Here is a 20,328-nt window from a genome sequence, read left to right on the forward strand (position 1 = left end):
ATTCTACTTTCTGCCTTCTACACTTCGGATAACTTATTTATTCTGTCTTACCAGAAAGAATTGGTTTAAAGCCGGAACCCTTGTAGGGAGAAATTAAAATCAGACTATTCATTAATCCAATCCTCGGCCCTCCAGGTAGAGGTCGCCCTCAACTGTCAACGGTCAACTGCCAACGGTCAACTGCCAACGGTCAACTGTCAACGGTCAACTGTCAACGGTCAACGGTCAACTGTCAACGTCCAACAGTTGTTTGCTGCGGCGGTTCGATCACTTCGATTTCCACTCTGGCAACGCCACTGCTGATCATTCCCAGCACGCTGGCGGCGCCTGCGGACAAGTCAATGAGCCGATCGCCCACATAGGGGCCGCGGTCATTAATGCGGACGACTACGGTGCGGCCGTTGTCTAGATTTCTCACCATGACTCTCGTTCCAAAAGGCAAATTTGGGTGGGCTGCGGTCATATCATTTTGGTTGAAACGCTCGCCGCTGGCGCTGAGGTTGCCGTCAAATCCGGGGCCGTACCAGGAAGCCCAGCCGCTGAGGCGCACTTGAACTGGGCCCAGAGACAGCACAGCGGGTTCTGGTTGGGGTTTGCCTGCGACTTCTTCCAGGGGTGGGGCGTTGCCCAGAAGCCGGCGGAGGCGATTGGTTGCTTGCAGGGCGTCTCGGCTAAAGTCGCTGGTGGTGTCGGGGAGGATGGTTTCGGCGTTGATGTTTACCAAGTCCTCGCCGTTTGCCTGGATAATGTAGCGATCGCCTTTTTCCCACTTAACGGTAATGCTGTTGGGATCGATGTTGTTGCGGGCTAGCTGATTGAGTCTTGCTGCTAAGGTTGATGCCTGCCAAACTGCATCAGGTTCTTGGTTGCTGGATTTGCTGGCAATGTTTCCGACTTTGGGATTTTCTCTGGCGGCCGCTACTTTTGACGGACTGCTAGCACCGGCTTGGCTGTTGCCAGTTTCTCCCAAAGGCGTGTTTGTTTCCGGATTCGCGTTCAGAAAGGTGATGACTGGAATGTTTCGCACGTAGACTGTCGCTGCTTGTCGCCCGCCTAAGTCGTGGGGCTGAATTTTGGCGATCGAGTCTCGGGCAATTTCAGCTCTTGCTTGATACTGATACTGTCCGACTTTTTGCGCTTCGACCCGAGTAGCGTTTAACTGCCGGGACGGTTGGGTGGCAATTACTTGCTCGGAAACCTGAGAGTTTTGGTTGTCGGCACCTGTTGCTTGTGCGTGACAAGAGGATGCCGTTCCTACCACAGGAACTAACAGGACAGCGAGTAGACCACCAACAAATTTTTCCTTCATACGTCCATTTTTGTGAATAGCCATTGCCAACCGAGATTGGAGGATGGGCCATTTGGCGGCGGGCGTCAAGGATTTCTCTCTTGCCCTTCGCCATTCCCCCGTGAGTCAAAGCAAAGTATCCGGGTGCGTTTTTGCTTTAATGCTTCCGCCCCAAAAAAAATTGGCGGAAACTTCCCTGACACTCAACAACTCGTACTCGATCCGCAATTTGTGTTTTGTTCACGAACTGCAACAGACTACCACAAACTTTTGCGCTTGGGGATCGCTGCGATCGCGATTTTCACCAAATCTTCATCAAATCTTCTCAAAACCCTCTATCATAAAATCCTTTAGTTCCAAGGCTTACAGCCGTTTCAGTTATTCCAGAAAAATTTACAAAAATTTACAAAAATTTATTCTATTTTGTGGGCTGCCGAATGGCTAGTCTTAAAAAAGCTGTTTGTCAACTGTTATGGGCATAAACTAAAAATTAGAAATCGATTTGGCGGACTTATGGATTATCGAGAAGCAGGTGTGGATGTTGAGGCGGGCAGAGCTTTTGTCTCGCGCATCGGGAGTATGGTCAAGAGCACGCACCGATCGGGTGTTTTGGGCGGATTCGGCGGGTTTAGCGGTTTTTTCAGCGTCCCGGAGGGTTTAAAAGAGCCGGTGATGGTTTCGGGTACTGACGGCGTTGGGACTAAGTTGAAATTGGCCCACGATCTCGATCGGCACGACACGGTAGGTATCGACTTGGTGGCGATGTGCGTCAACGACGTGCTGACATCCGGGGCCGAACCCCTCTTTTTTCTCGATTATTTAGCCACGGGAAAGTTAAATCCCGAACAATTAGCTGCGGTGGTGGCCGGCATTGCTGACGGTTGCAAGCAAGCGGGCTGTGCTTTGCTCGGAGGGGAAACGGCAGAAATGCCCGGTTTTTACTCTTCGGGTGAGTACGATTTGGCTGGGTTTTGTGTGGGAATTGTCGAAAAGAGCAAATTGTTGGACGGTTCGCGGGTGCAGGTGGGAGATGTGGCTGTGGGGCTGGCAAGTTCGGGCGTGCACAGCAACGGTTTTAGTTTGGTGAGAAAAATTGCGGGCGATCGGGGTTTTGACTGGCATTCCCAACCAGAAAAGTTAGGTGGCAAAACTTTAGGAGAAGTGCTGCTAACTCCGACTAAAATTTATGTGAAACCAGTCCTCGAAGCAATTAAGAGCGGTCTAGAAATTCACGGCATGGCTCACATTACGGGCGGCGGTTTGCCGGAAAATTTGCCCCGCTGTTTGGGAGTTAATCAATCTGTCAGAATTGACAGTAATAGCTGGCCAAATTTACCAATTTTCCAGTGGATTGCTGAAGCGGGTCAAGTTGCCACAGCAGATATGTTCAATACTTTTAATATGGGGATTGGCTTTGTGCTGTTGCTCGATTCGAGGGAAGTAGAACAGGCTGTTAAATGGTTTGAATCTCAGGGAATTGGTGCTTGGGCGATCGGGGAAGTGATTGAGGGGAACGGAGAATTGATCATGGATAACGGTTAATGGGTAATTAGTAAGAAGCAATCGCAGGGGCTGAAGATTGCTTCGCTTTGTTTTATGCGTTAACAGACAATCTCAATCTGCCTTCATCTGTGTATATCTGCGGTTAAATTTATAATTTTGAAAGTAACCGCAGAGGAGGCAGAGGACACAGAGGATGAAAGAGAAAAAGGAATTCACAAGAGATAACTCGTTGCTACAATTTTAAAGGCAATTGAAATAAGCTATTGTGCTTTTAAATACGGTATAATTCAAAATTATTTCCGTGTGAATTAGTGTAAAAATTTCCACCGAACGTTTAAATTAATTGAAGAGCTATACTATTTATTACATCGACTCGGAAATGAAGGATTGTTAATTGTTGAAGTGAGAAAATATCAAAAACCAAGGTAATGTTTGTATCACAGTTTAAATAAAAAACACCTTATTAGGCTTGTACGTGACTCAAAATTTCCAAAAACTCCTGCACAACTAGATCCGGTTCTTCGCTGCATCGGGTAGCATCGTAATGTTTGACAAGACTGATGCCAGAATCTATGAAAAGCTGGCACATTTCATCTTCTGTTGCGTTTGGATAGGATGATCCACTGTCAATTTTCAGTATCCCTAGCTTGTTTTGGTGGAAGATCAGAAAGTCAGCTTCTTGGTTTTGTCTGCCGGCGGGTGTTGTCAGTCGCAGTTGGGAGTTGGGGATAAAGAGAGTGGAAGTGCGATCGAGTATTTCGGCAATTTTCACTTGTGCGTCAGAGTGAAGGCGAAAACCATTCCAGTCAATTTCGTTTTCTGAGTTAGATAATTCAGTTTCACCGTCAGCGTTTATTGTTTTATCTAAATCGGTTTGAACATAATCAGCTTCATTTAAATTTGCGAATAATCGAGCTCCACTTAAGTTGGCGCCACTGAGATTTGCACCGCTGAGGTTAACTTCGATGGTCAGATTCCGCTGTAGATTCACTTGAGTTCGCCGTAAGTATCGTTTCAATACTGACTTTAGATTATCTTTTTTGACTTTTTTTTCTAGTGCTTTTGAAAGTAGTTTCCACAGTTTAGCACCAGCATCTTTGATATAATCATATTCATAGCCTGCGCTTTTAGCAATTTCTATATAAGACCGCCCTTCCCAGGATTGACGAAACACTATTTCTTGAACTTTGTTGAGGCGATCGTAGTTGAGGGCTGTTTCTGCGATCGTGATGGCTTCGTCAACGGTCATGTATCACACTCCTTCAGCAGTGAAGCGTTAATGTAGGTTTAACATAGATTCTAGCGCAACAGGGAGCTGATATTACTTTTTTATTACTTTTTTGTTACTTTTTCTCACTGTTGAACCTGGCATAGAGTTGCTATTGTATCTCTAGATGCACAGGGATGTGAATATCAATAACACTAAGCGACACTCCCAAGGACTTCATTTCCTGATGGAGCAGGTTAATGCTGATCTGCTGGTGAGTTCACTGTTTTTTTTGAAAGGGGGAATGATGGCTGCAAATAACATATCACCACAAAATACTGATAGACCTATCTGGGATGACACCAAGATATATATTACCAAAAATACAGTTCAATTTGGTTTAGATATCTATCAGTTTCGCAACGTCACAGGTTTTGGCATATCTCCAGTTAAGACCGAAAATATCCCCTTACAATGGATTTTAGGATTGTTTGTTATTGGACTTATTGTAGCTAATAATTCTGATGGTAGATTGTGGGGAATAACTATGGCTATAGTGGCAATTTTTTTATTGATCATAAATAGTTTTTTTATGCCCAAATATTACGGGCTTAAATTATACCTTAATTCAGGTTCACCGTCCCCAGTATTTATTACTAGCGATATGCCAGGTTTAGAAAAAGTAGTTTTAGTTTTACACAAATTCATGGAAAGTAATGCAGAAGGTAGTTATGTAGTATACTCAACCGATCGATCTATCCGAATAGAAGGAAGTGTTGGAGGTTCCGTCACAGCAGGTAATATTGGAGGCAGTTCATCAAGTCAAGTTGGAGGAGATGTCTCTCGAAATGACTAAAAATAAAAGTGTCATCCAAAGATAAATCAAATTAGGAGGGAATAATGGAAGATAAACAACGTATTCAGATCGGAGGAAGTGTTGGAGGTCCTGTTACGGCAGGTAAGATTGAAGGGGCTTCATCAAGTTATGTTGGAGGAAATGTTTCCTTCGCTATAAACGAGTTACCTTCATCCTCTGAACCTGATAAACCCGGAATCAAAGAGTTACTTACCCAACTCCAAGCAGAAATTAAAGCAGATCCAAACTTAACAGAAGATGACAAACAGGATGCTTTAGAACAAGTAAAAGAGTTAGCTGAAGCTGCTCAAAATCCTAATGATGCAGAAATGAAGAATAAAGCCAAAAAGGCAGATCGGATGCTCGGACGAATTATCTCCGCTGTACCACAAGCCACAAAACTCCTAGAATTCTGTAATAATCTACTACCATTGATTACTAAAGTGTTTGGGTTTTAGTAAGCGATCGCCCTTCGGCAAACACGCCAAATAATTACGATCGCACTTCCTCTCCTCTCATTTGTTCACAACACTCTTTGACGGATGGTGAAAGGCTTGTCAAGTGCGATTTAATAGTTTTGGACGCATGGGCATTCAGAAACTGGGTTTTTTTTACGAAAAGACGCGTTGCAGCCTGCAGATTAGCTAAAAAACCCGGTTTTTTGGGTTGGAGTGCGTTCAGGACTATTTCACTCAATCCAAGAACATCCTCATACAAAGTAGAGATTGGACACTAAAAATTGAGACTAGCCAACTCTAAACATTCCCCCTCACGGTAGAAAGAAAAACCCCAACGTTCGGCCACATCGCGACGGTAGCAATCTACATTCATCACTTGTTGAATAATTAATACATATTCTTGTATAGTTGATAGCGATCGATAATCGGCAAATTTATCTACTCTGTCAAACACCTCAGTTGTGGGAGAAAAAAGTTTAGTCTTTATTCACTAATATTCCCCTATTCAGGACAGAATTCCTGAATACCAACTTGATGATTTTGCTGCCAGAAATTATCGCTACAAATTTGATGATTTTGAGACAGAAGTCCTGACTTATTAATAGGCGATCGCCAATCATTAGACTTTTTGCAAAAATAGATAATATCTGCGTTCATTTGCGTTCATCTGCGGTTAAAAACAGAAAATCCAGAACTCTTGCAAAAAGTCTAACCACCAATCTTACTTAGTCTTGTCCAAAGTCCGCGACTCCAACCAAATAGGAATTGCAATCCAAGCAACTGCTAACAGCAAAGCAAATACCGCAAATTGAGCGGCCCAAGCTACCAATTTCTCTAAAGACACAACTTGTCCCAAGAAGTAGGATAAACTCACCATTACCGATGCCCAGCTTGCAGCACCCAGAACATTGAACAGTGAAAATTTCCAAAAAGGCATTTCTGCAATACCCGCTAGGGGGCTAGCAAAAATTCGCAGTAGTGCGATGAAACGGCCTAAAAATACGGCTTTAGCTGCATTTTTGCTAAACTGTTCTTTTAGGTCAAACAGTTGTTCTTCCCGAAAGCGGAAAAATTGTCCTAGCTTCAGCAGCAGCGGCCAGCCACCGTATCTGCCGATCGCATAACCAAAATTTCCCCCCAATGTAGCACCGGCGATCGCACTGCCGAGCACAAACCAGTAATTCAGTTCCCCGCTGCCGGCTAAAAACCCGCCCGCAATTGTAATTGTCTCGCCTGGAAGAGGAACTCCCAGATTTTCCAGCAAAATTCCCAGAAATACTGCCCAGTAGCCGTAATCACGCGCAAACTGCTGAATAGTCTCTAACGATAAAAACTCAAAAGACATTCGATACTGCCTTCGTAAACTTTTGCAAAGCTCAATACATTTATATATTGGCTCGATTCAGCCAATAGTGCAATCTTTCGATGTGATGAAAAACACACTGTTGTCGCGATCGCTGGCTCAACTAAAAATTAAGCTTTCAGGCATACTAGATGAATAGAGAATTGTTGCGGTTGCGTTCCGCGCGATCGCTAGCCAGTTTCCTGCTAAATTTATCACAACGGCTCTCCCCACCGATTCCACAAGGGCGATCGCACATCCTCAAACATACGCTGAAATCCTCTGAGTCTTTCAAGAGAGTCAGCAACTAAACTAACTTATTCATACTTTACGATCGTAGGATAACTGCTATGGAATTTCCCAACTTCAACCCACCCATCGTCCTTCAACCTCACAACTGCCTGGATTCCCAAGCCGGCAGCCTCCTCCAGCAACAGCTAGCCGAGATTGTGCCCGATCGCCACAAACTCTGGGTAATAGACATGGCCGCCGTAGATTTCATCGACAGTTCCGGGATCTGCGCCTTAGTCGGCGGACTCAACGCCGCCCGCCACCGGGGATGCCGCCTCGTCATCTGCAACCTCTCAGCCACAGTCAAGCTAATTTTTGAAATTACTCAACTCGACCAACTGTTTGAAATCTTCGACAGCTTCGACCAAATTATCTCCGCTGAAACTCCCGCTCTAGTTGCTTGATTAAAATCATCTGCCGAGCTGAAATCTCAAGTTTGTAAGAGACTTCCAGCAACCGCAGAACTAATTTGTATATCATAAATAGGTTTATTTGTCAAGCAATACCAATGACAAACAAATAAATCCGGCACTTGAACGCCGACAGAAGCGATCGCAGGTGCAGCCGGAAAAGGCCAAAGTCGATCGAAACAAATCCTTTCCCCTACAAACCCGAACTGCATCAAATAAGTCGCCGGCGGCGCATTTAAAAGATTTAGCAAGCGGTAAGCCAACTCATACAACTGCTGTCGCCAAACATCCGACAAATGCACCGGTTGAGAGTAACTCAACTCGCCAGAGTGCTTGTCAGGTTCCCCACCGATCGCCTCAGCATACAGCGGCCCCTTTGCCGTCAACACCACAGGCAGCCAAAAATTGCCACCCCCGACGGGAAAAAGCAACTCCTGGGAGACTCGATCGCGCGCCGCCGCAACATTGCCACAAAAGCGAAACACATCTTGAGCAGGAAAAAGCAGATTTTCTGGCAGATCCAGCGTCAAAGGACAAACGATCGCCCCACTCGGAGCGATCGCACCAGAATTGAGTTCAGAAACCCCACAGATATTAACTTCAGTTAAAGGATGAGATTGAGCGATCGCAGCCTTCAGACTTGCGGCCGCGCTTTTCTCGTCGCCCGCCACAATCAAAACCTTAGACATTGCCAAAGCTCGGCATTTGAATGCCCCGATCGTCCGTTTCATCGACACTCGGCAGATCCAAGCCCTTAGCCTTGCGGCTCCGCACAGCGAGACGGTAAGTGACGCTTTGCAACTCAGTGTGCAGTTGGCGGTTTTCCTTTTGCAGTTGATCCAATTTTTCCTTAATTGGCTCGATCCGTTCGGCAAACTTCTGGCGGTAAACCCCTGGCAATTCCTGAACCACCTGTTCCAGCATCCGAGAGCGATCTGTCAATTCTTGCACTGACTGCCGCAGTTGGTAAACCTCAGCATCCCGCTCGGCGATTTGTTCCTGATAAAAACCCACCTGTTCCTCAACAGCTTGGAGTTGTTCCCGCATTGCCTGCATTTGAGCTTGGTGGCGATCGGAAACTTCCGGCGCCGGCACAAAACTCGAATTGCCCTTCACCAGCCTGAAAAGTTCTTGAGACAACTGCTGCACCAATTGGTCGCGCATTTGCAGCTCTTCGGTGAGACGAGATACCTCTGATTGCAATTCTTTTGAGCTTACAAGTTTAGTTGGATTCACGATGACTCTCAGCTTTTGTTATATAATGTGTTTCTATTTAAAAATATCTTTCCCTTACCGCAGAGGCAAGAGGCAGTTCAAAAGTTTTGAACCCATTAGGCTAAATCGAGCCCGCGGCCCGATGTCAAGGGTAAAGCTCAGTCTAACTCAAATCAGGCATCCCCGTCATCACCTTAGTTTCTTGCCATAGACACAGGTAAAATCCTAGGTTTTTTGTCCATAAACCCGGTTTCTTAGCTTTTTCTGAGAATAGTGCAAGATCTCATCTGTAACCAATCACAGCCGAAAGGACTTTGCCAGCTTCGTCCACGGTGCTGCCAAAACAGATTATGCCGTCCTCGTGACCTGCCATCGCCAGAATTTGGCGCTCTGCCAAATTCTCCTCCTCAAAAAGTCTAAACATTTCTAAGGCCATCTGGGGAGTGCCGTAAGGTATTTCTTTTCTAGTCGTAGGAATCTTAAACAGCAGGTGCTGCCATAGTTTAGGATTATGGACGTGGATTATCGCGCCCACATCATCTCTCTGAAGGTACAGGGCCCCGTGAGTCAGGGACTCCGACGAAGCTTGTACCGGGCCCCGGCAGCCGAGGTAATTTTTTTCTAAGTTAAATTCGGTAACAGTACAGTAGAATTCTGATCCCAGAGTCCTCAAATGTGCAGTCTGGGTTCCCGAAATCACGAATTGGCAAGAATTGCCGAGTCTGACGCTGACGTTGCCAAACCCTATGCCATTTTCGTAGACGCCAATTAATCCCCAAGCGTGGAGCCGATCGCGCCAGTCCATCAAATCTGCTATGTTCCCGCCAGCTACAGGGTCTGCTTCTTCCCAGTCACAGCGGTACTTAACGACTCCTTCATCCATCCATTTTTTTGTCCGATATGACACCACAGACATGGCCCAAGCTGAGACTTAATCGAAGTTGTCAAGAAGTTGTCAAACAGCTTTTTTTGCCTGCTGCCTGATGTCTCGGTGCATAAGTGCCTTAACTAATCTACATTCCAGTGTCGCCGTAATTAGCGATCGACATTAGCAAAAAGTAAGCTACGAAAGAAGAACAAATTATTCCTAACGTCATGGTCTAGCCTCTAGGTGATTACAAAAGTTCAATATGAAAATGTACGCTTTCAGTCGGGGAGTTTGATTCCAGGCTTTTGGCCCATCAAGTTTTTGATGTGAAACTACGTAACTTCCCTGAACAAGTTATTGTTCCAGACTAAAGCATTTATACTGAGCTGACTTACCCCTTAAGAAAGGTTTAACGATAAAATACCTGTTTATGCAGTAACTGAGGTAAAAAGCAACCGTACATTTACATACTTTTTATGATTATAGATATATTTAAGGGAGCGGAACACAAAAATGAAACATTTTTTAATCTTGGAGACAACTGACCAAATCTTTGGGTGCGCTACGGTCGTCAACACCTCTGTTGATCGAGCAATTTTTAGATCCGGGGTACCCTACAAGCTCAGAAACCGGGTCGTAATGTCATCTCCGATAAAATGACCGCAATTAAGCTCGTGCCGGCGGGTTCACGAAAATCTGTAGTATAAATTATAGATCCCGTAAACCGGCGTTGACCGAGAGCGGGATGGTGGATCGACCGAACTTGATATAAGTCCTAGTAACAAAAAAACAAGCCGATCGAGCAGTGATGACTTGATCGGCTAAATTATTCTGTGGAGCGCGATCGCCCGCAGCCGTTTAAATGTGGAAGTGATACAAGATGCTGCCGTCGTCTTTAATTTCGCAATTGGCATTAAAAACTTCAGCTTGTTGGTTCAAAAAACGCTGAGCGACATCCGGTGACAGCCGCGTTTCCATAGCAAACCGCACCAGAGTGATTTCGCCGCGGCCTTCTTTGATCAGTCGGTACAAAGCACTTTGAAGCCTGTCGCTCTCTTCTCGCTGAAAAGCTGCTTTGTACCTCCAATCCGCCACCGAAGGAATCAAACCGCGGCTGACCAAAATCGCCAACAGCAAGCCAATTCCAAAAATCAGAGGCACAGTCGGATCGCTCGTGGGCGTCGCCACAATTTGCGGCACTGTAGCGGCGGCCAAACTGCTGACCATTTCTTTTTCCGACGCTTGCGTATCCGCCATTGCAAGCTGAGTTTTGTTATAAACGTCTTGTTGAAGCTTCATTTGCTGCAACAGGCGAGCGCGCTCTCTTTCGTATTGGTCGAGTTTTTGCTGAGCTTGTTTCAAGTCTTGAGTGACTTGTGCCAAGCGTTGGTTTAGCGTCTGATTGACCGATTGCCACCGATATCTGTTAATCAGGCGGCTTTTTTCAACCATGCCCTTCATCAACATATCTGCCGTTTGGATTGCTTGCTCCTGATCGAGCGAGCGATACCCAACCATAATTTCTAGGGGTTGTTCCGGCTTAGAAATTTTGACACTAGCATTTTGTCGAACTTGCTGGGGCGACAGCTTAACTGCATCTGCCACTGCTTTGACAACATTATCTGCTAGGAGAACCTCCGGGGTGAGTTGCTCTCCCTGCTTGAGAATTGTCGTACCCGTGCTCGAAAATTTGACTGGCGGATTATTAGAAGTGAGAGTGCCTTGAGCCATGAATCCGGGGGGCGGGGCGAGGCGGTAGGCTAGGGCGCCTGAAATACCCATAATTACAGCAAAACTGCCTAGGGCAATCCATCTGTATTGATGTGCTGAAGATCTAAAACGTAAATTTCCCATTTTGATAGTCAAGTCATAACATTCGCTTGCCGCAGCTACTGCCAAACGCCAGAGCGATCGTTTCTTTCTGGTTAGTCAAATTGACTGCTGAAAATTTTCTCAGTTTCTACCTAAAAGCTATTAGCTTTTGAGAGTTGTCAATATTCATGATCCGAAAAAACCGATCGCGCTTTTATTTGATCCGAGCTATAACTTCAGTTTTTGTCCTTAATAATTAATCTGTAACAAGGCTTCTGGAAGTCTACTGGCATCAGACTAGCACTCAGGCGTGCGATCGCCTCGCCTCCCCGTGTTTGTTGACATTCAAAACAGTCTCCTTTTCACCCTTGACAATTCTCCAATTATCTTACGTCTTGGCGTCTTGCGGACGCGGTTGAAGAATAAAAAAAACCTTAAATACTCTGCCTAAAAACTTAACAAGCAAGAATTATACCATGCAGTTAAGAGTTTGCTGCGTATTAAAAAAAATTGTGGAGCTGGTCTCGCCCCCAGATCCACATATTCACATAACAATTATGGTTCGATCGGTTGATGGTTCGATCGACCCTCAGAGGCGAAAGTTCAGAAGCCGATCGGCAAAATCAGACCCTCGCGGGCCATGACAGCCTTGGGGAAAGCGATTTGCACATCTTCGGCGATGCGATCGAGAAAATCGTCAGTATGAGCCGGATCATGGTGAAAAATCACCACTCGTTTCACCCGCGCTTCCTTAGCCATTCTCACCGCTTCCTGCCAAGTCGAGTGTCCCCAACCCACCTTCGGAGACTTGGGGTTGTGATATTCCTCGTCGGTGTACATCGCATCGTAGATCAGCACATCAGCGTCGAGGGCCAAATTGTAGACATTCTCATCTAGTCGATCAGGAAAATGCTCCGTATCAGAACAGTAAACCACCGAACGTCCCTGCCAACTCACCCGATATCCCATAGCAGTATTCGGGTGATTCAGAGAACCAGTCCTAATCTCAATATCGTCCAGCATCATCGTCTGGTTGTGATTGAGTTCGTAGAAATTCAAATCTGCAGGCAAACCCATCAGCGGCACCGGCGAATTTGAGTGCAGAATCCGTTCCACAAAATGCCTTTTGAGACAATCTCCATCCGGCGGAATCGCCCCATAAATATCAAACCTATTGCCGCGGATGAAAGCTGGGGCGAACAGCGGGAAACCTTGAATGTGATCCCAGTGATAGTGAGTAAAAAACATATAAGCTTGCACCGGCATTTCTTCCAGCAACTGGTCTCCCAGCATCCGCAAGCCTGTTCCGCCGTCAAAAATCAAGCGTTTGCCAGCTACTCGCATTTCCAAACAAGAAGTATTGCCGCCGTAGCGAACAGTTTCCTGTCCGGGTGTCGGAACGCTGCCCCGCACGCCCCAGAACTGTACGACAAAATCATCCATACCTTTTATTGATTCCGAGGGTTGAGGGCAATCAACGGGAGTTGCCGCTACAGAGGACAAGCTGATTTCCATTTTAAAATTCAGATTTTAAGGTTCCACATTGTCCGTGATGGCGCAGCAGATGGTCGCACAAAACTAAAGCTACCATTGCTTCCACCATTGGCACAGCTCTTGGCAAAACGCAAGGGTCGTGCCGTCCTTTGGCCGCTAGCAGGGTTTCTTCGCCTTCTCGGGTAACTGTGCGCTGCTGCTGGCGAATGGTCGCAGTCGGCTTGAAGGCCGCCCGCAAAATAATATTTTCGCCGTTAGCAATGCCGCCCTGAATTCCGCCGGAGCGATTCGTCACTGTACGAATTACACCCTTATCATCAGTATAGTATTCATCATTGTGTTCGCTGCCCTTGAGTAGAGTCCCGGCAAACCCGGAACCAATTTCAAAGCCTTTGCTGGCGGGCAAGGACATGATGGCTTTGGCCAAGTCGGCTTCGAGTTTGTCGAATACGGGCATTCCCAGGCCTTTGGGTACGTTGCGGGCGACGCATTCGACTACGCCGCCGATCGAATCTCCGCTGTCGCGAACTTTTTCGATCAGTTCAATCATTCGATCTGCACATTCGGCGTCTGGACAGCGAACGATGTTGCTTTCTACTTGTTCTAAGGTAACAGTGTCTGGGTCGGCGACGCATTCTAAGTCTTTGATGCGTTTAACGTAGCCGACTATTTCTACGCCTGTGGCTTGGAAGAGAATTTTTTTAGCGATCGCCCCTGCTGCTACTCTACCTATTGTCTCCCTCGCCGAACTGCGACCTCCGCCTTGCCAGTTACGAATTCCGTACTTAGCATCGTAGGTAGCATCAGCGTGGGAAGGGCGGTAAGTTGTCGCCATTTCTTCGTAGTCTTGGGGGCGAGTGTTTTGATTGCGGACTAAAATGGCGATCGGCGTTCCCAAAGTTTTGCCTTCAAACACCCCCGACAGAATTTCGCAGGTATCTGCTTCTTTGCGAGGTGTCGTAATTTTGCTTTGGCCGGGGCGACGGCGATCGAGTTCCGCTTGAATTTCCGATGCGTCTAGCGATACCAGGGGCGGACAACCGTCGATTACTACTCCCACACCGCCGCCGTGAGATTCCCCAAATGTCGATATCCGAAATAAATGCCCGAAGGTGTTGCCCATAGTGCTTTCGCCTGAAACCTAATAATTTTTACTTTAACTGGAAGATAGATTTTTCAAATATAGATTTACTGTATTTTTGAAGAATATAGCATTGACTGGGATGCCGACAGTCGATCGGGCACTGCAGAAGTTTGATCGCATCCCGGTAGCAGAATATCTACGAGGGACAGGGGAGAGGAGGGAATTGGGAGAAGAGGAAAAGTGAAAATCTCTTCTTCCCTCTTTCTGACATCAGTTACATCGGCTGCCGAACATCCATCCATCCATCCATCCATCCGTTACATCCGTTACAAAATCCGTTGCCGAACTTTTTTAGTCTTCGTGTTCTTCAAAAGGATCTCTCAATTCCTTAGCGGGAGGGCCGAAAGCCGTGTAGATCGAGAATCCGGTGATTGCCACCAGACACACGCCCAGTGAAATGCCTAGAACTGCTGCGGGTTCCATATTTTTGATCGATTATGAGTGCTCCACTCCATAATATTACAAAAAATAACAATCCGTCTGAAAGTCTAGTGATTTTAGGCGCAATACGGTATTGCCGCCAACCCCCACTCGCCGTTGTCCGAGTCCCCTTCCTGCATTTCTGAGAAATTGCGATCGCAATTAGCGGTGGAAGTATGTCAAACTTTTCTGTAGAGATTCATTGTAGGTGACTTATGGCACAGCGGACTTGGTTAGGAGATATACTCAAACCCCTTAACTCAGAATACGGCAAGGTAGCCCCTGGTTGGGGAACCACCCTGTTGATGAGCGTTTTCATCGGATTGTTTTTCGTGTTCTTGTTGATTATTTTGCAAATCTACAACTCTTCTCTGATTCTAGAGAATGTGGATGTTGATTGGTCGAGTCTCGGCCGCTAGAATTTGAGCGAAAATTAAGGCTAACAGTAAAAGCTGAGGGTGGAGGAGAAATGGTAAAAGCTAAGTTTTCCCATTTTCCCTTGCCCTTTCCCGTTAGTCCCTCGTAATTAAATGCTAACTAATTAAACAAATTACCGGAGACAAAAAATGAATATTTTTGGCATTGGTTTGCCGGAAATGGCAGTGATTTTTACCATCGCCCTGTTGGTATTCGGCCCAAAAAAGTTGCCAGAAATTGGTCGGAGTTTCGGGAAAGCACTTCGGGGTTTTCAAGATGCTTCGCGGGATTTTGAGTCGGAGTTTACGCGGGAAACCAAGCAGCTAGAAGAAGCAGTAGCAACTACCAAAAAGCCGGAACCAGAAAAACTCGCGGCGGCTGCTAAGGAAGATATCACAGACAATTAGATGAACAACACTCAAAAATCGGAAACACCAGCGGAGTTAGTAATTCCCCAGCTAATTGTGGGTTTGGGGAATCCTGAACCAAAGTACGATCGCACGCGACACAATATCGGCTTTAATGCAGTAGATGCTTTAGCTAAATCTTGGCAAATTTCCCTGTCGGAAAACCGCAAATTTCAAGGCATATTTGGCGAGGGAAATCGGCCGCGGGGACAGAAAATCCGCTTGCTGAAACCGTTGACGTACATGAACCTGTCGGGCCAATCGATTCGGGCGGCGACGGATTGGTACAAAATACCTCCAGAGTCCGTATTAGTAGTATACGACGATATGGATTTGCCGATCGGCAAACTCAGAATGCGACTAGCAGGTTCAGCGGGCGGACACAACGGCATGAAATCGACAATTTCTCATTTGGGCACGGACAAATTTCCCCGCTTGCGTATCGGCATCGGCAAACCTCAAAACGATGCTGCTAAAAATGACAAAGATACGATTTCCTTCGTTTTAGGAAAATTTTCCTCAGAGGAAACTCAATTAGTAGAGAAAGTGCTTAAACTGGTTGTAGAAGCTGTGGAACTGAGTCTCCACCAAGGAGTAGAAAAAGCCATGAGTCTCTACAACAATCGTACCATTGCAGAAACAAACGCGGAAACAAAAAGGTGAGTTCGAGACGTTTGCCCGAAACAACTGCATATGTCCGAGTGACTGGCCAATCTTGGCTAAAAGGCACCATTGAGGGTGAAGTAAGTGCCGGCAATTTTGAGTGGCAGTTTCAGTGGCGTTTCACCGCAGAAAAAACACTGATACTGGAACCATCTCGGGGTAGGGCATTGATTCAAGAACCGCTGCACCGTTTTCTGGAAAAATGGGATTATCAGCTTGAACCGGGCGGGGACTATTCCTTTACGGTTCGGGCCCAGTTTTGAGTAACATTAGTCGTAGGGTGTGTCGCCATCGAAAGTCCCCAAAATCGATCGACAATCTCACAGCGACGCACCTTAGATAATTCATAAAAACTATGGCTACGAAAAAAAATTGGATTTGTTTGATTAACTATTTTGTCAGGTACGTCGCTATCAGATTGTCGGTTTTTCTTGATGAATTTTCGATGGCGACACACCCTACGGCTACTAAGAAACCGCTTATCACTACTTTTGTAGAGATAACCAAGACAAGATAAAAGGGGATAATCATGAGTAAAGAGATCGATTATTCAAGTTAGTAGTGGTAATATATTTGCCGATTTGGGTATGCCTAATGCGGATGAAATGCTCATGAAGGCTGAACTGGTGCGCCAGATAAATCAGATAATTACTCAAAGGAAACTGAATCAACTTCAAGCAGCAGAAGTATTAGGAATTGACCAGCCCAAAGTTTCAGCTTTGATGAGAGGGAAACTGACAGGTTTTTCTACAGAAAGGTTGTTTCGGTTTTTAAATGCTTTAGGGTGCGATGTGCAAATTGTGGTGAAGCCAAAGCTAAAATCACCTGCGATTCCTGGAATTAGTGTTGTCAGTATCTGATGTCGGAAACACAGGCGCAGTTGCTTCTCGGTAAGCGCCGCAATAATACATGGTCAAAACCGCTTTGTAAGCCCAGTGATTTGATGGCACATCCGTAAAAGGATTTGGCAAAGTTTCAGCCTGATTGAGCACGCAAGCATTGAGGATTTGTTCGCGGGTTGGCTGGACTTGAACTAAAGAGTTATTTGGCTTTACTCGTGCAGGATTTTGTGCTTGTGCGGGAGATGAGCAACTGGCACTAACTAGCAGTATAAATGCGGCAACGATTCTGAGTTTAAGCATCTCATTACTTTTTGTGCGACAATATATCCTAACTTCCACTGCATTCCCTGAAAACTATGCTGGGTCGTACCCTCCGCAATCATTATCAAATTATCAAAGACTTGGGAGAAGGCGGTTTTGGCGACACATACCTCGCCAAAGATTTAGACTTACCCGGACATCCCCACTGCGTTGTCAAACATCTTAAACCGAAAGACCCCAATCCCGCCATTTTACTAATTGCCAAAGGCTTATTCGACAAAGAAGCCGAAACGCTGCATAAATTGGGTAAGCTACACGACCAAATCCCCAGCCTTTCCGCCCACTTTGAGGAAAATGGCGAATTTTATTTGGTGCAAGATTTTATCGAAGGACATGACCTTACCAAAGAACTGATTCTCGGTAAAAAATCAAGCGAATCCCATACTATTAAATTATTGCACGATATCTTAGCAGTTTTAGCCATTGTTCATCAGCAAAATGTGATTCATCGCGACTTAAAACCTGCTAATTTAATGCGTCGCCAAGATGGTAAAATTATCTTGATTGATTTCGGGGCGGTCAAGGAAATTAGCACAATGGTTGTTAATGCTCAAGGACAAACTAGCTTCACCGTTGGTATTGGTACTTCGGGTTATATGCCCAGCGAACAAGCGAAGGGCAAACCTAAACTGTGTAGTGATATTTATGCAGTGGGGATGATTGGGATTCAAGCATTGACTGGTCAACCTCCTCATACCTTACCAGAAGATCCGCAGACGGGAGAAATTATTTGGCGAAATCGGGCGCAAGTTAGCAATAACTTAGGGAATATTTTAGATAAAATGGTGCGCGACCATTTCAGTCAGCGCTATCAAAATGCAGGGGAAGCATTACAAGCAATTTTATCTTTGTCGCGGCCTTCCCCGCCACCACCACCGCCACCACCGCCACCAACGGTGTATCAAAGTGTGGGGAACAAATCGCCTCAACCTGTAAAAGTATTGTCAAATTCCCTAAAAACAGTTCAATTTGAAACGGTGACAGTGAATTCAAAGGGGCAAATCATCAAGCGCAGCCAAAGTCAAGCACAGGTTTTTACAGAAACTATCGTCAAGGACATTACTTTAGAAATGGTTTCTATCCCCAAAGGCAGCTTCACAATGGGTGCACCTGCAAGTGAAGCAAAAAGCTATTACTTTGAAAGACCTCAACATCAGGTGACAATCAAACCGTTTCTGCTGGGGAAATACCCGATTACTCAAGCACAGTGGGAAGTAGTAGCTAATCTGCCTAAAATTCAGTATGACCTTAAACCCGACCCTTCTCACTTCAAGGGTAAAAACCTTCCTATAGAAAACGTTTCTTGGAATGATGCTGTTGAATTTTGTGTGAGATTGTCTCAAAAGACGGGTAGAAGCTATCGCCTTCCTAGTGAGGCGGAATGGGAATATGCTTGTCGGGCTGGGACAACTACTCCATTTCATTTTGGGGACACAGTTACCCCGGATTTAGTTAATTATGACGGGAATAATTCCTACGGTTCTGCACCGAAGGGAATCTATCGTGAAACAACAACTGCTGTGGGTAGTTTTCCGCCCAATAGCTTTGGACTTTATGATATGCACGGGAATGTCTGGGAATGGTGTCAAGATATTTACCACGATAATTATAACGGTGCGCCGATTGACGGAAGTGCCTGGGAAAGTGGTGGAGATAGTAAAAACCGAGTGCTGCGTGGTGGTTCCTGGTACGACCTTGCGGTCGATTGCCGTAGTGCCGTTCGTTACTACCACTCGGCGGACGGCAGGTGGAGGAACGGGGGTTTTCGCGTAGCGGTGGCGTCGGTTTCTTTCTTGTCCTAGTTTTCCCCGCGAGGACTCTTCTTTGCTATTTTGCCCTTTTGCTCTTTACTCTTTTTTCTTTTTCACTTTTTTGGTCGCCTCTGGTGACTCGATTTGTTTTTGGCACTCGTGGATGCACTCCCGACAAAGAAACCGGGTTTTTATATATTTAGGGATTAACTACAATTTTAAGGTGGCGGTAGAGAGCCAATTAGATTTTGAGCTAATTCGACAAATTGTTCGGCATAGTTAATTTGTTCCGCAGCTTGTTCGACAGTGACAGTATCAATTCCCCCGTAATCTCCACTATGAGAGTAAATCTTGAGCATCAATCAAAAATCTGTGAAACTCAGCAGGGACTTTTCCTGTACGAGCAAATTCTCGACCGAAAGCTCCAATCACTGCGGAATGTTTAGAAAAAGACATTCCTTCACCATCTAAAAATGCCTCAGCAATATAAAACATAGCATAATAAGCGCGAGCAGCCGCATAGCCAGAAAAGCCATTATCTAGCAATAATCTTGCTGCTGAGATGCTTTCACGAGCTTTCAGAATCAAGTCTAATTGTTCAGGTTTCATAAAGCTATTCCTTCTTTACGAATGTTCCTCAACAAAGGCCCGTTGTAGTGCATGAACCGATTTTCGTCCATAAATAAACAGCTAATCACTTCATCATTTTGTAGACATAAGTCTGCCCGAATATAGCTGGTTTTTTTGATTTCTTCGCCTGGATTGACTGACCCTTTGAGAACCACCAAAACATCAATATCTGAGTCGGGCTGTGCGTCGCCCCGTGCTTGGGAACCGTAGAGTACCATTTGGGTGAGCCGATCGCCATACAGGATCTCGAATTGCGATCGCAATTGGGTTAAAATAGTCTTGAGCTTATCGTTGACGTTCATATTTGTGATGGATGCTGGGATGGCGATTCCCTACGGGATAGCTACAGCGCGTACTTGTCAATCCATGTACATAGTATATGTCTAAATGCACAAAGAGCGATCGGTTGAAATAGTTTGGTTTATTTACGGAGTAGTTGGTGCTGATTTAGGATGGGTTCCAGCGTAGTAAACTAATTTTTTTCCCCGATTCACCGCCGAACAGATTATAATTAGAAATATTGATTTTTATCACGAATAGTCGCATAGGAGATTTACAAAATGAATAACCTATTAGCAGAAAGTTTTGCCACTGTCTCTCAACTACCCGAAGCAGAACAAAATGCCATAGCATCCTTAATCTTACAAAAGATATCAGCACCCAGAGTCGCGCCTTTCCTCATTTCCCAATCAGACATCGAAACCTAGAAAAATCCTACATTTTCCGAGACAAAATAGAAGTCATTGAATTTATTAACAAATATCCGTTTTTACTTCCCGTTGTCCTAGAAGAACCCGTTCAAATTAGCAATTATTTCCCCGAACAAAAACTATTACTTCAAGTCATCAATGACCCGGAAATCCCTAACTATGTTCATCTGGTTCTCTCAATCATCTTAACAGACCTCGATCCCGATGAAGCAATGGATAGAGAAGACGAATTGCGTAAAAATTGGTCTAGGGGATTATCCCACGAAATTCGGGAGCATT

At 45.5% G+C, this 20,328-nt stretch carries 28 protein-coding genes; 12 read left to right on the forward strand and 16 right to left on the reverse strand.

Going from position 1 to position 20,328, the window contains the following annotated elements:
* Positions 1-232: 232 nt before the first annotated feature.
* Positions 233-1,333, reverse strand: coding sequence for a septal ring lytic transglycosylase RlpA family protein (locus tag QUA44_RS14570; RefSeq protein WP_333252118.1), 1,101 nt, complete (start codon positions 1,331-1,333; stop codon positions 233-235).
* Positions 1,334-1,801: 468 nt separating this feature from the next.
* On the opposite strand from QUA44_RS14570, the gene purM reads away from it, so the two are divergent.
* Positions 1,802-2,830, forward strand: a complete 1,029-nt coding sequence (purM, locus tag QUA44_RS14575; protein ID WP_333252117.1) for a phosphoribosylformylglycinamidine cyclo-ligase — start codon at positions 1,802-1,804, stop codon at positions 2,828-2,830.
* A gap of 424 nt (positions 2,831-3,254) precedes the next feature.
* On the opposite strand, the gene QUA44_RS14580 is transcribed toward purM, so the two are convergent.
* Positions 3,255-4,040, reverse strand: coding sequence for a pentapeptide repeat-containing protein (locus QUA44_RS14580; protein WP_333252116.1), 786 nt, complete (start codon positions 4,038-4,040; stop codon positions 3,255-3,257).
* A gap of 157 nt (positions 4,041-4,197) precedes the next feature.
* Here QUA44_RS14580 and QUA44_RS14585 point away from each other — a divergent pair, with 157 nt between their 5' ends.
* Both QUA44_RS14585 and QUA44_RS14590 read left to right on the forward strand, forming a co-directional pair.
* Complete coding sequence (locus QUA44_RS14585) at positions 4,198-4,854, forward strand: hypothetical protein (protein WP_333252115.1); 657 nt, start codon at positions 4,198-4,200, stop codon at positions 4,852-4,854.
* Between the two features lie 44 nt (positions 4,855-4,898).
* On the forward strand, positions 4,899-5,312 hold the full coding sequence (locus QUA44_RS14590) for a DUF1542 domain-containing protein (RefSeq protein WP_333252114.1): 414 nt from the start codon (positions 4,899-4,901) through the stop codon (positions 5,310-5,312).
* Positions 5,313-5,586: 274 nt separating this feature from the next.
* Here QUA44_RS14590 and QUA44_RS14595 read toward each other — a convergent pair whose 3' ends face one another.
* The 3 genes from QUA44_RS14595 to QUA44_RS14605 all read right to left on the reverse strand — a co-directional run bounded on the left by QUA44_RS14595 (position 5,587) and on the right by QUA44_RS14605 (position 6,657).
* Entirely contained in the window at positions 5,587-5,799 is a 213-nt protein-coding gene (locus QUA44_RS14595; RefSeq protein ID WP_333252133.1) for a Uma2 family endonuclease, read from the reverse strand.
* 14 nt (positions 5,800-5,813) lie between these two features.
* Positions 5,814-5,969, reverse strand: a complete 156-nt coding sequence (locus QUA44_RS14600; RefSeq protein ID WP_333252113.1) for a hypothetical protein — start codon at positions 5,967-5,969, stop codon at positions 5,814-5,816.
* Positions 5,970-6,033: 64 nt separating this feature from the next.
* Positions 6,034-6,657: a DedA family protein gene (locus QUA44_RS14605; RefSeq protein WP_333041712.1), complete on the reverse strand. Its 624-nt coding sequence runs from the start codon at positions 6,655-6,657 to the stop codon at positions 6,034-6,036.
* A 149-nt stretch (positions 6,658-6,806) separates the two neighbouring features.
* Between QUA44_RS14605 and QUA44_RS14610 the strand changes: the two genes are divergently transcribed.
* Both QUA44_RS14610 and QUA44_RS14615 read left to right on the forward strand, forming a co-directional pair.
* Positions 6,807-6,965: a hypothetical protein gene (locus tag QUA44_RS14610; protein WP_333252112.1), complete on the forward strand. Its 159-nt coding sequence runs from the start codon at positions 6,807-6,809 to the stop codon at positions 6,963-6,965.
* A gap of 39 nt (positions 6,966-7,004) precedes the next feature.
* Entirely contained in the window at positions 7,005-7,349 is a 345-nt protein-coding gene (locus QUA44_RS14615; RefSeq protein ID WP_333252111.1) for an STAS domain-containing protein, read from the forward strand.
* A 26-nt stretch (positions 7,350-7,375) separates the two neighbouring features.
* On the opposite strand, the gene QUA44_RS14620 is transcribed toward QUA44_RS14615, so the two are convergent.
* The 7 genes from QUA44_RS14620 to psbN all read right to left on the reverse strand — a co-directional run bounded on the left by QUA44_RS14620 (position 7,376) and on the right by psbN (position 14,311).
* Positions 7,376-8,044, reverse strand: a complete 669-nt coding sequence (locus QUA44_RS14620; protein WP_333252110.1) for a hypothetical protein — start codon at positions 8,042-8,044, stop codon at positions 7,376-7,378.
* A complete protein-coding gene (locus tag QUA44_RS14625; RefSeq protein WP_333252109.1) occupies positions 8,037-8,591 on the reverse strand; it encodes an Npun_F5560 family protein in 555 nt (184 codons plus the stop codon). The genes QUA44_RS14620 and QUA44_RS14625 overlap by 8 nt, the downstream gene beginning before the upstream one ends.
* 262 nt (positions 8,592-8,853) lie before the next feature.
* Positions 8,854-9,453: a class II aldolase/adducin family protein gene (locus tag QUA44_RS14630; protein ID WP_333252108.1), complete on the reverse strand. Its 600-nt coding sequence runs from the start codon at positions 9,451-9,453 to the stop codon at positions 8,854-8,856.
* Between the two features lie 843 nt (positions 9,454-10,296).
* Positions 10,297-11,220, reverse strand: a complete 924-nt coding sequence (locus QUA44_RS14635) for a hypothetical protein (RefSeq protein ID WP_333252107.1) — start codon at positions 11,218-11,220, stop codon at positions 10,297-10,299.
* A 633-nt stretch (positions 11,221-11,853) separates the two neighbouring features.
* A complete protein-coding gene (locus QUA44_RS14640; protein WP_333252106.1) occupies positions 11,854-12,765 on the reverse strand; it encodes an MBL fold metallo-hydrolase in 912 nt (303 codons plus the stop codon).
* A gap of 1 nt (position 12,766) precedes the next feature.
* Positions 12,767-13,867: a chorismate synthase gene (aroC, locus tag QUA44_RS14645; protein ID WP_333252105.1), complete on the reverse strand. Its 1,101-nt coding sequence runs from the start codon at positions 13,865-13,867 to the stop codon at positions 12,767-12,769.
* Between the two features lie 312 nt (positions 13,868-14,179).
* Complete coding sequence (psbN, locus tag QUA44_RS14650) at positions 14,180-14,311, reverse strand: photosystem II reaction center protein PsbN (RefSeq protein WP_190742515.1); 132 nt, start codon at positions 14,309-14,311, stop codon at positions 14,180-14,182.
* A 212-nt stretch (positions 14,312-14,523) separates the two neighbouring features.
* On the opposite strand from psbN, the gene psbH reads away from it, so the two are divergent.
* The 5 genes from psbH (at position 14,524) to QUA44_RS14675 (ending at position 16,655) form a co-directional block, all read left to right on the forward strand.
* Positions 14,524-14,727 (forward strand): photosystem II reaction center phosphoprotein PsbH, encoded by a 204-nt coding sequence (gene psbH, locus QUA44_RS14655; protein ID WP_006633692.1) that lies wholly within the window; start codon positions 14,524-14,526, stop codon positions 14,725-14,727.
* A gap of 147 nt (positions 14,728-14,874) precedes the next feature.
* Positions 14,875-15,132, forward strand: coding sequence for a TatA/E family twin arginine-targeting protein translocase (locus tag QUA44_RS14660; protein WP_333252104.1), 258 nt, complete (start codon positions 14,875-14,877; stop codon positions 15,130-15,132).
* Positions 15,133-15,795, forward strand: coding sequence for an aminoacyl-tRNA hydrolase (gene pth, locus QUA44_RS14665; protein ID WP_333252103.1), 663 nt, complete (start codon positions 15,133-15,135; stop codon positions 15,793-15,795). It abuts the gene before it with no gap.
* Positions 15,792-16,058 carry a DUF3146 family protein gene (locus QUA44_RS14670; protein WP_194010069.1) on the forward strand — a complete coding sequence of 89 codons (267 nt, stop codon included), beginning with the start codon at positions 15,792-15,794 and terminating at the stop codon, positions 16,056-16,058. The genes pth and QUA44_RS14670 overlap by 4 nt, the downstream gene beginning before the upstream one ends.
* A gap of 306 nt (positions 16,059-16,364) precedes the next feature.
* Entirely contained in the window at positions 16,365-16,655 is a 291-nt protein-coding gene (locus QUA44_RS14675; protein WP_333309752.1) for a helix-turn-helix transcriptional regulator, read from the forward strand.
* On the opposite strand, the gene QUA44_RS14680 is transcribed toward QUA44_RS14675, so the two are convergent.
* Complete coding sequence (locus QUA44_RS14680) at positions 16,617-16,937, reverse strand: S-layer protein (RefSeq protein ID WP_333252102.1); 321 nt, start codon at positions 16,935-16,937, stop codon at positions 16,617-16,619. The genes QUA44_RS14675 and QUA44_RS14680 overlap by 39 nt on opposite strands.
* Positions 16,938-16,993: 56 nt before the next feature.
* Here QUA44_RS14680 and QUA44_RS14685 point away from each other — a divergent pair, with 56 nt between their 5' ends.
* Entirely contained in the window at positions 16,994-18,760 is a 1,767-nt protein-coding gene (locus tag QUA44_RS14685) for a bifunctional serine/threonine-protein kinase/formylglycine-generating enzyme family protein (RefSeq protein ID WP_333252101.1), read from the forward strand.
* Positions 18,761-18,927: 167 nt separating this feature from the next.
* On the opposite strand, the gene QUA44_RS14690 is transcribed toward QUA44_RS14685, so the two are convergent.
* Genes QUA44_RS14690 through QUA44_RS14700 form a run of 3 tightly spaced genes read right to left on the reverse strand, consistent with a single transcriptional unit; the run spans position 18,928 to position 19,641 of the window.
* On the reverse strand, positions 18,928-19,068 hold the full coding sequence (locus QUA44_RS14690) for a hypothetical protein (protein ID WP_333252100.1): 141 nt from the start codon (positions 19,066-19,068) through the stop codon (positions 18,928-18,930).
* The gene (locus QUA44_RS14695; protein ID WP_332995933.1) at positions 19,046-19,318 is read right to left on the reverse strand and encodes a HEPN domain-containing protein; all 273 of its coding nucleotides are present in this window, start codon (positions 19,316-19,318) and stop codon (positions 19,046-19,048) included. The genes QUA44_RS14690 and QUA44_RS14695 overlap by 23 nt, the downstream gene beginning before the upstream one ends.
* The gene (locus QUA44_RS14700) at positions 19,315-19,641 is read right to left on the reverse strand and encodes a nucleotidyltransferase domain-containing protein (protein ID WP_333252099.1); all 327 of its coding nucleotides are present in this window, start codon (positions 19,639-19,641) and stop codon (positions 19,315-19,317) included. The genes QUA44_RS14695 and QUA44_RS14700 overlap by 4 nt, the downstream gene beginning before the upstream one ends.
* A 258-nt stretch (positions 19,642-19,899) precedes the next feature.
* Here QUA44_RS14700 and QUA44_RS14705 point away from each other — a divergent pair, with 258 nt between their 5' ends.
* Positions 19,900-20,046 (forward strand): hypothetical protein, encoded by a 147-nt coding sequence (locus tag QUA44_RS14705; RefSeq protein ID WP_333252098.1) that lies wholly within the window; start codon positions 19,900-19,902, stop codon positions 20,044-20,046.
* Positions 20,047-20,328 lie beyond the last annotated feature (282 nt).

Source organism: Microcoleus sp. N9_A2, from assembly GCF_036701775.1.
Lineage (GTDB): Bacteria > Cyanobacteriota > Cyanobacteriia > Cyanobacteriales > Microcoleaceae > Microcoleus.

Coding starts and splice junctions, on each gene's coding strand:
- QUA44_RS14615 (WP_333252111.1), top strand. CDS start 7,005: ATGGAATTTCCCAACTTCAACCCACCCATCGTCCTTCAACCTCACAAC.
- QUA44_RS14700 (WP_333252099.1), bottom strand. CDS start 19,641: ATGAACGTCAACGATAAGCTCAAGACTATTTTAACCCAATTGCGATCG.
- pth (WP_333252103.1), top strand. CDS start 15,133: ATGAACAACACTCAAAAATCGGAAACACCAGCGGAGTTAGTAATTCCC.
- QUA44_RS14570 (WP_333252118.1), bottom strand. CDS start 1,333: ATGGCTATTCACAAAAATGGACGTATGAAGGAAAAATTTGTTGGTGGT.
- QUA44_RS14680 (WP_333252102.1), bottom strand. CDS start 16,937: ATGCTTAAACTCAGAATCGTTGCCGCATTTATACTGCTAGTTAGTGCC.
- QUA44_RS14620 (WP_333252110.1), bottom strand. CDS start 8,044: ATGTCTAAGGTTTTGATTGTGGCGGGCGACGAGAAAAGCGCGGCCGCA.
- QUA44_RS14690 (WP_333252100.1), bottom strand. CDS start 19,068: ATGCTCAAGATTTACTCTCATAGTGGAGATTACGGGGGAATTGATACT.
- aroC (WP_333252105.1), bottom strand. CDS start 13,867: ATGGGCAACACCTTCGGGCATTTATTTCGGATATCGACATTTGGGGAA.
- QUA44_RS14580 (WP_333252116.1), bottom strand. CDS start 4,040: ATGACCGTTGACGAAGCCATCACGATCGCAGAAACAGCCCTCAACTAC.
- QUA44_RS14605 (WP_333041712.1), bottom strand. CDS start 6,657: ATGTCTTTTGAGTTTTTATCGTTAGAGACTATTCAGCAGTTTGCGCGT.
- QUA44_RS14600 (WP_333252113.1), bottom strand. CDS start 5,969: ATGAACGCAGATATTATCTATTTTTGCAAAAAGTCTAATGATTGGCGA.
- psbH (WP_006633692.1), top strand. CDS start 14,524: ATGGCACAGCGGACTTGGTTAGGAGATATACTCAAACCCCTTAACTCA.
- QUA44_RS14705 (WP_333252098.1), top strand. CDS start 19,900: ATGAATAACCTATTAGCAGAAAGTTTTGCCACTGTCTCTCAACTACCC.
- QUA44_RS14685 (WP_333252101.1), top strand. CDS start 16,994: ATGCTGGGTCGTACCCTCCGCAATCATTATCAAATTATCAAAGACTTG.
- QUA44_RS14695 (WP_332995933.1), bottom strand. CDS start 19,318: ATGAAACCTGAACAATTAGACTTGATTCTGAAAGCTCGTGAAAGCATC.
- QUA44_RS14590 (WP_333252114.1), top strand. CDS start 4,899: ATGGAAGATAAACAACGTATTCAGATCGGAGGAAGTGTTGGAGGTCCT.
- QUA44_RS14630 (WP_333252108.1), bottom strand. CDS start 9,453: ATGGATGAAGGAGTCGTTAAGTACCGCTGTGACTGGGAAGAAGCAGAC.
- psbN (WP_190742515.1), bottom strand. CDS start 14,311: ATGGAACCCGCAGCAGTTCTAGGCATTTCACTGGGCGTGTGTCTGGTG.
- purM (WP_333252117.1), top strand. CDS start 1,802: ATGGATTATCGAGAAGCAGGTGTGGATGTTGAGGCGGGCAGAGCTTTT.
- QUA44_RS14640 (WP_333252106.1), bottom strand. CDS start 12,765: ATGGAAATCAGCTTGTCCTCTGTAGCGGCAACTCCCGTTGATTGCCCT.
- QUA44_RS14660 (WP_333252104.1), top strand. CDS start 14,875: ATGAATATTTTTGGCATTGGTTTGCCGGAAATGGCAGTGATTTTTACC.
- QUA44_RS14635 (WP_333252107.1), bottom strand. CDS start 11,220: ATGGGTATTTCAGGCGCCCTAGCCTACCGCCTCGCCCCGCCCCCCGGA.
- QUA44_RS14610 (WP_333252112.1), top strand. CDS start 6,807: ATGAATAGAGAATTGTTGCGGTTGCGTTCCGCGCGATCGCTAGCCAGT.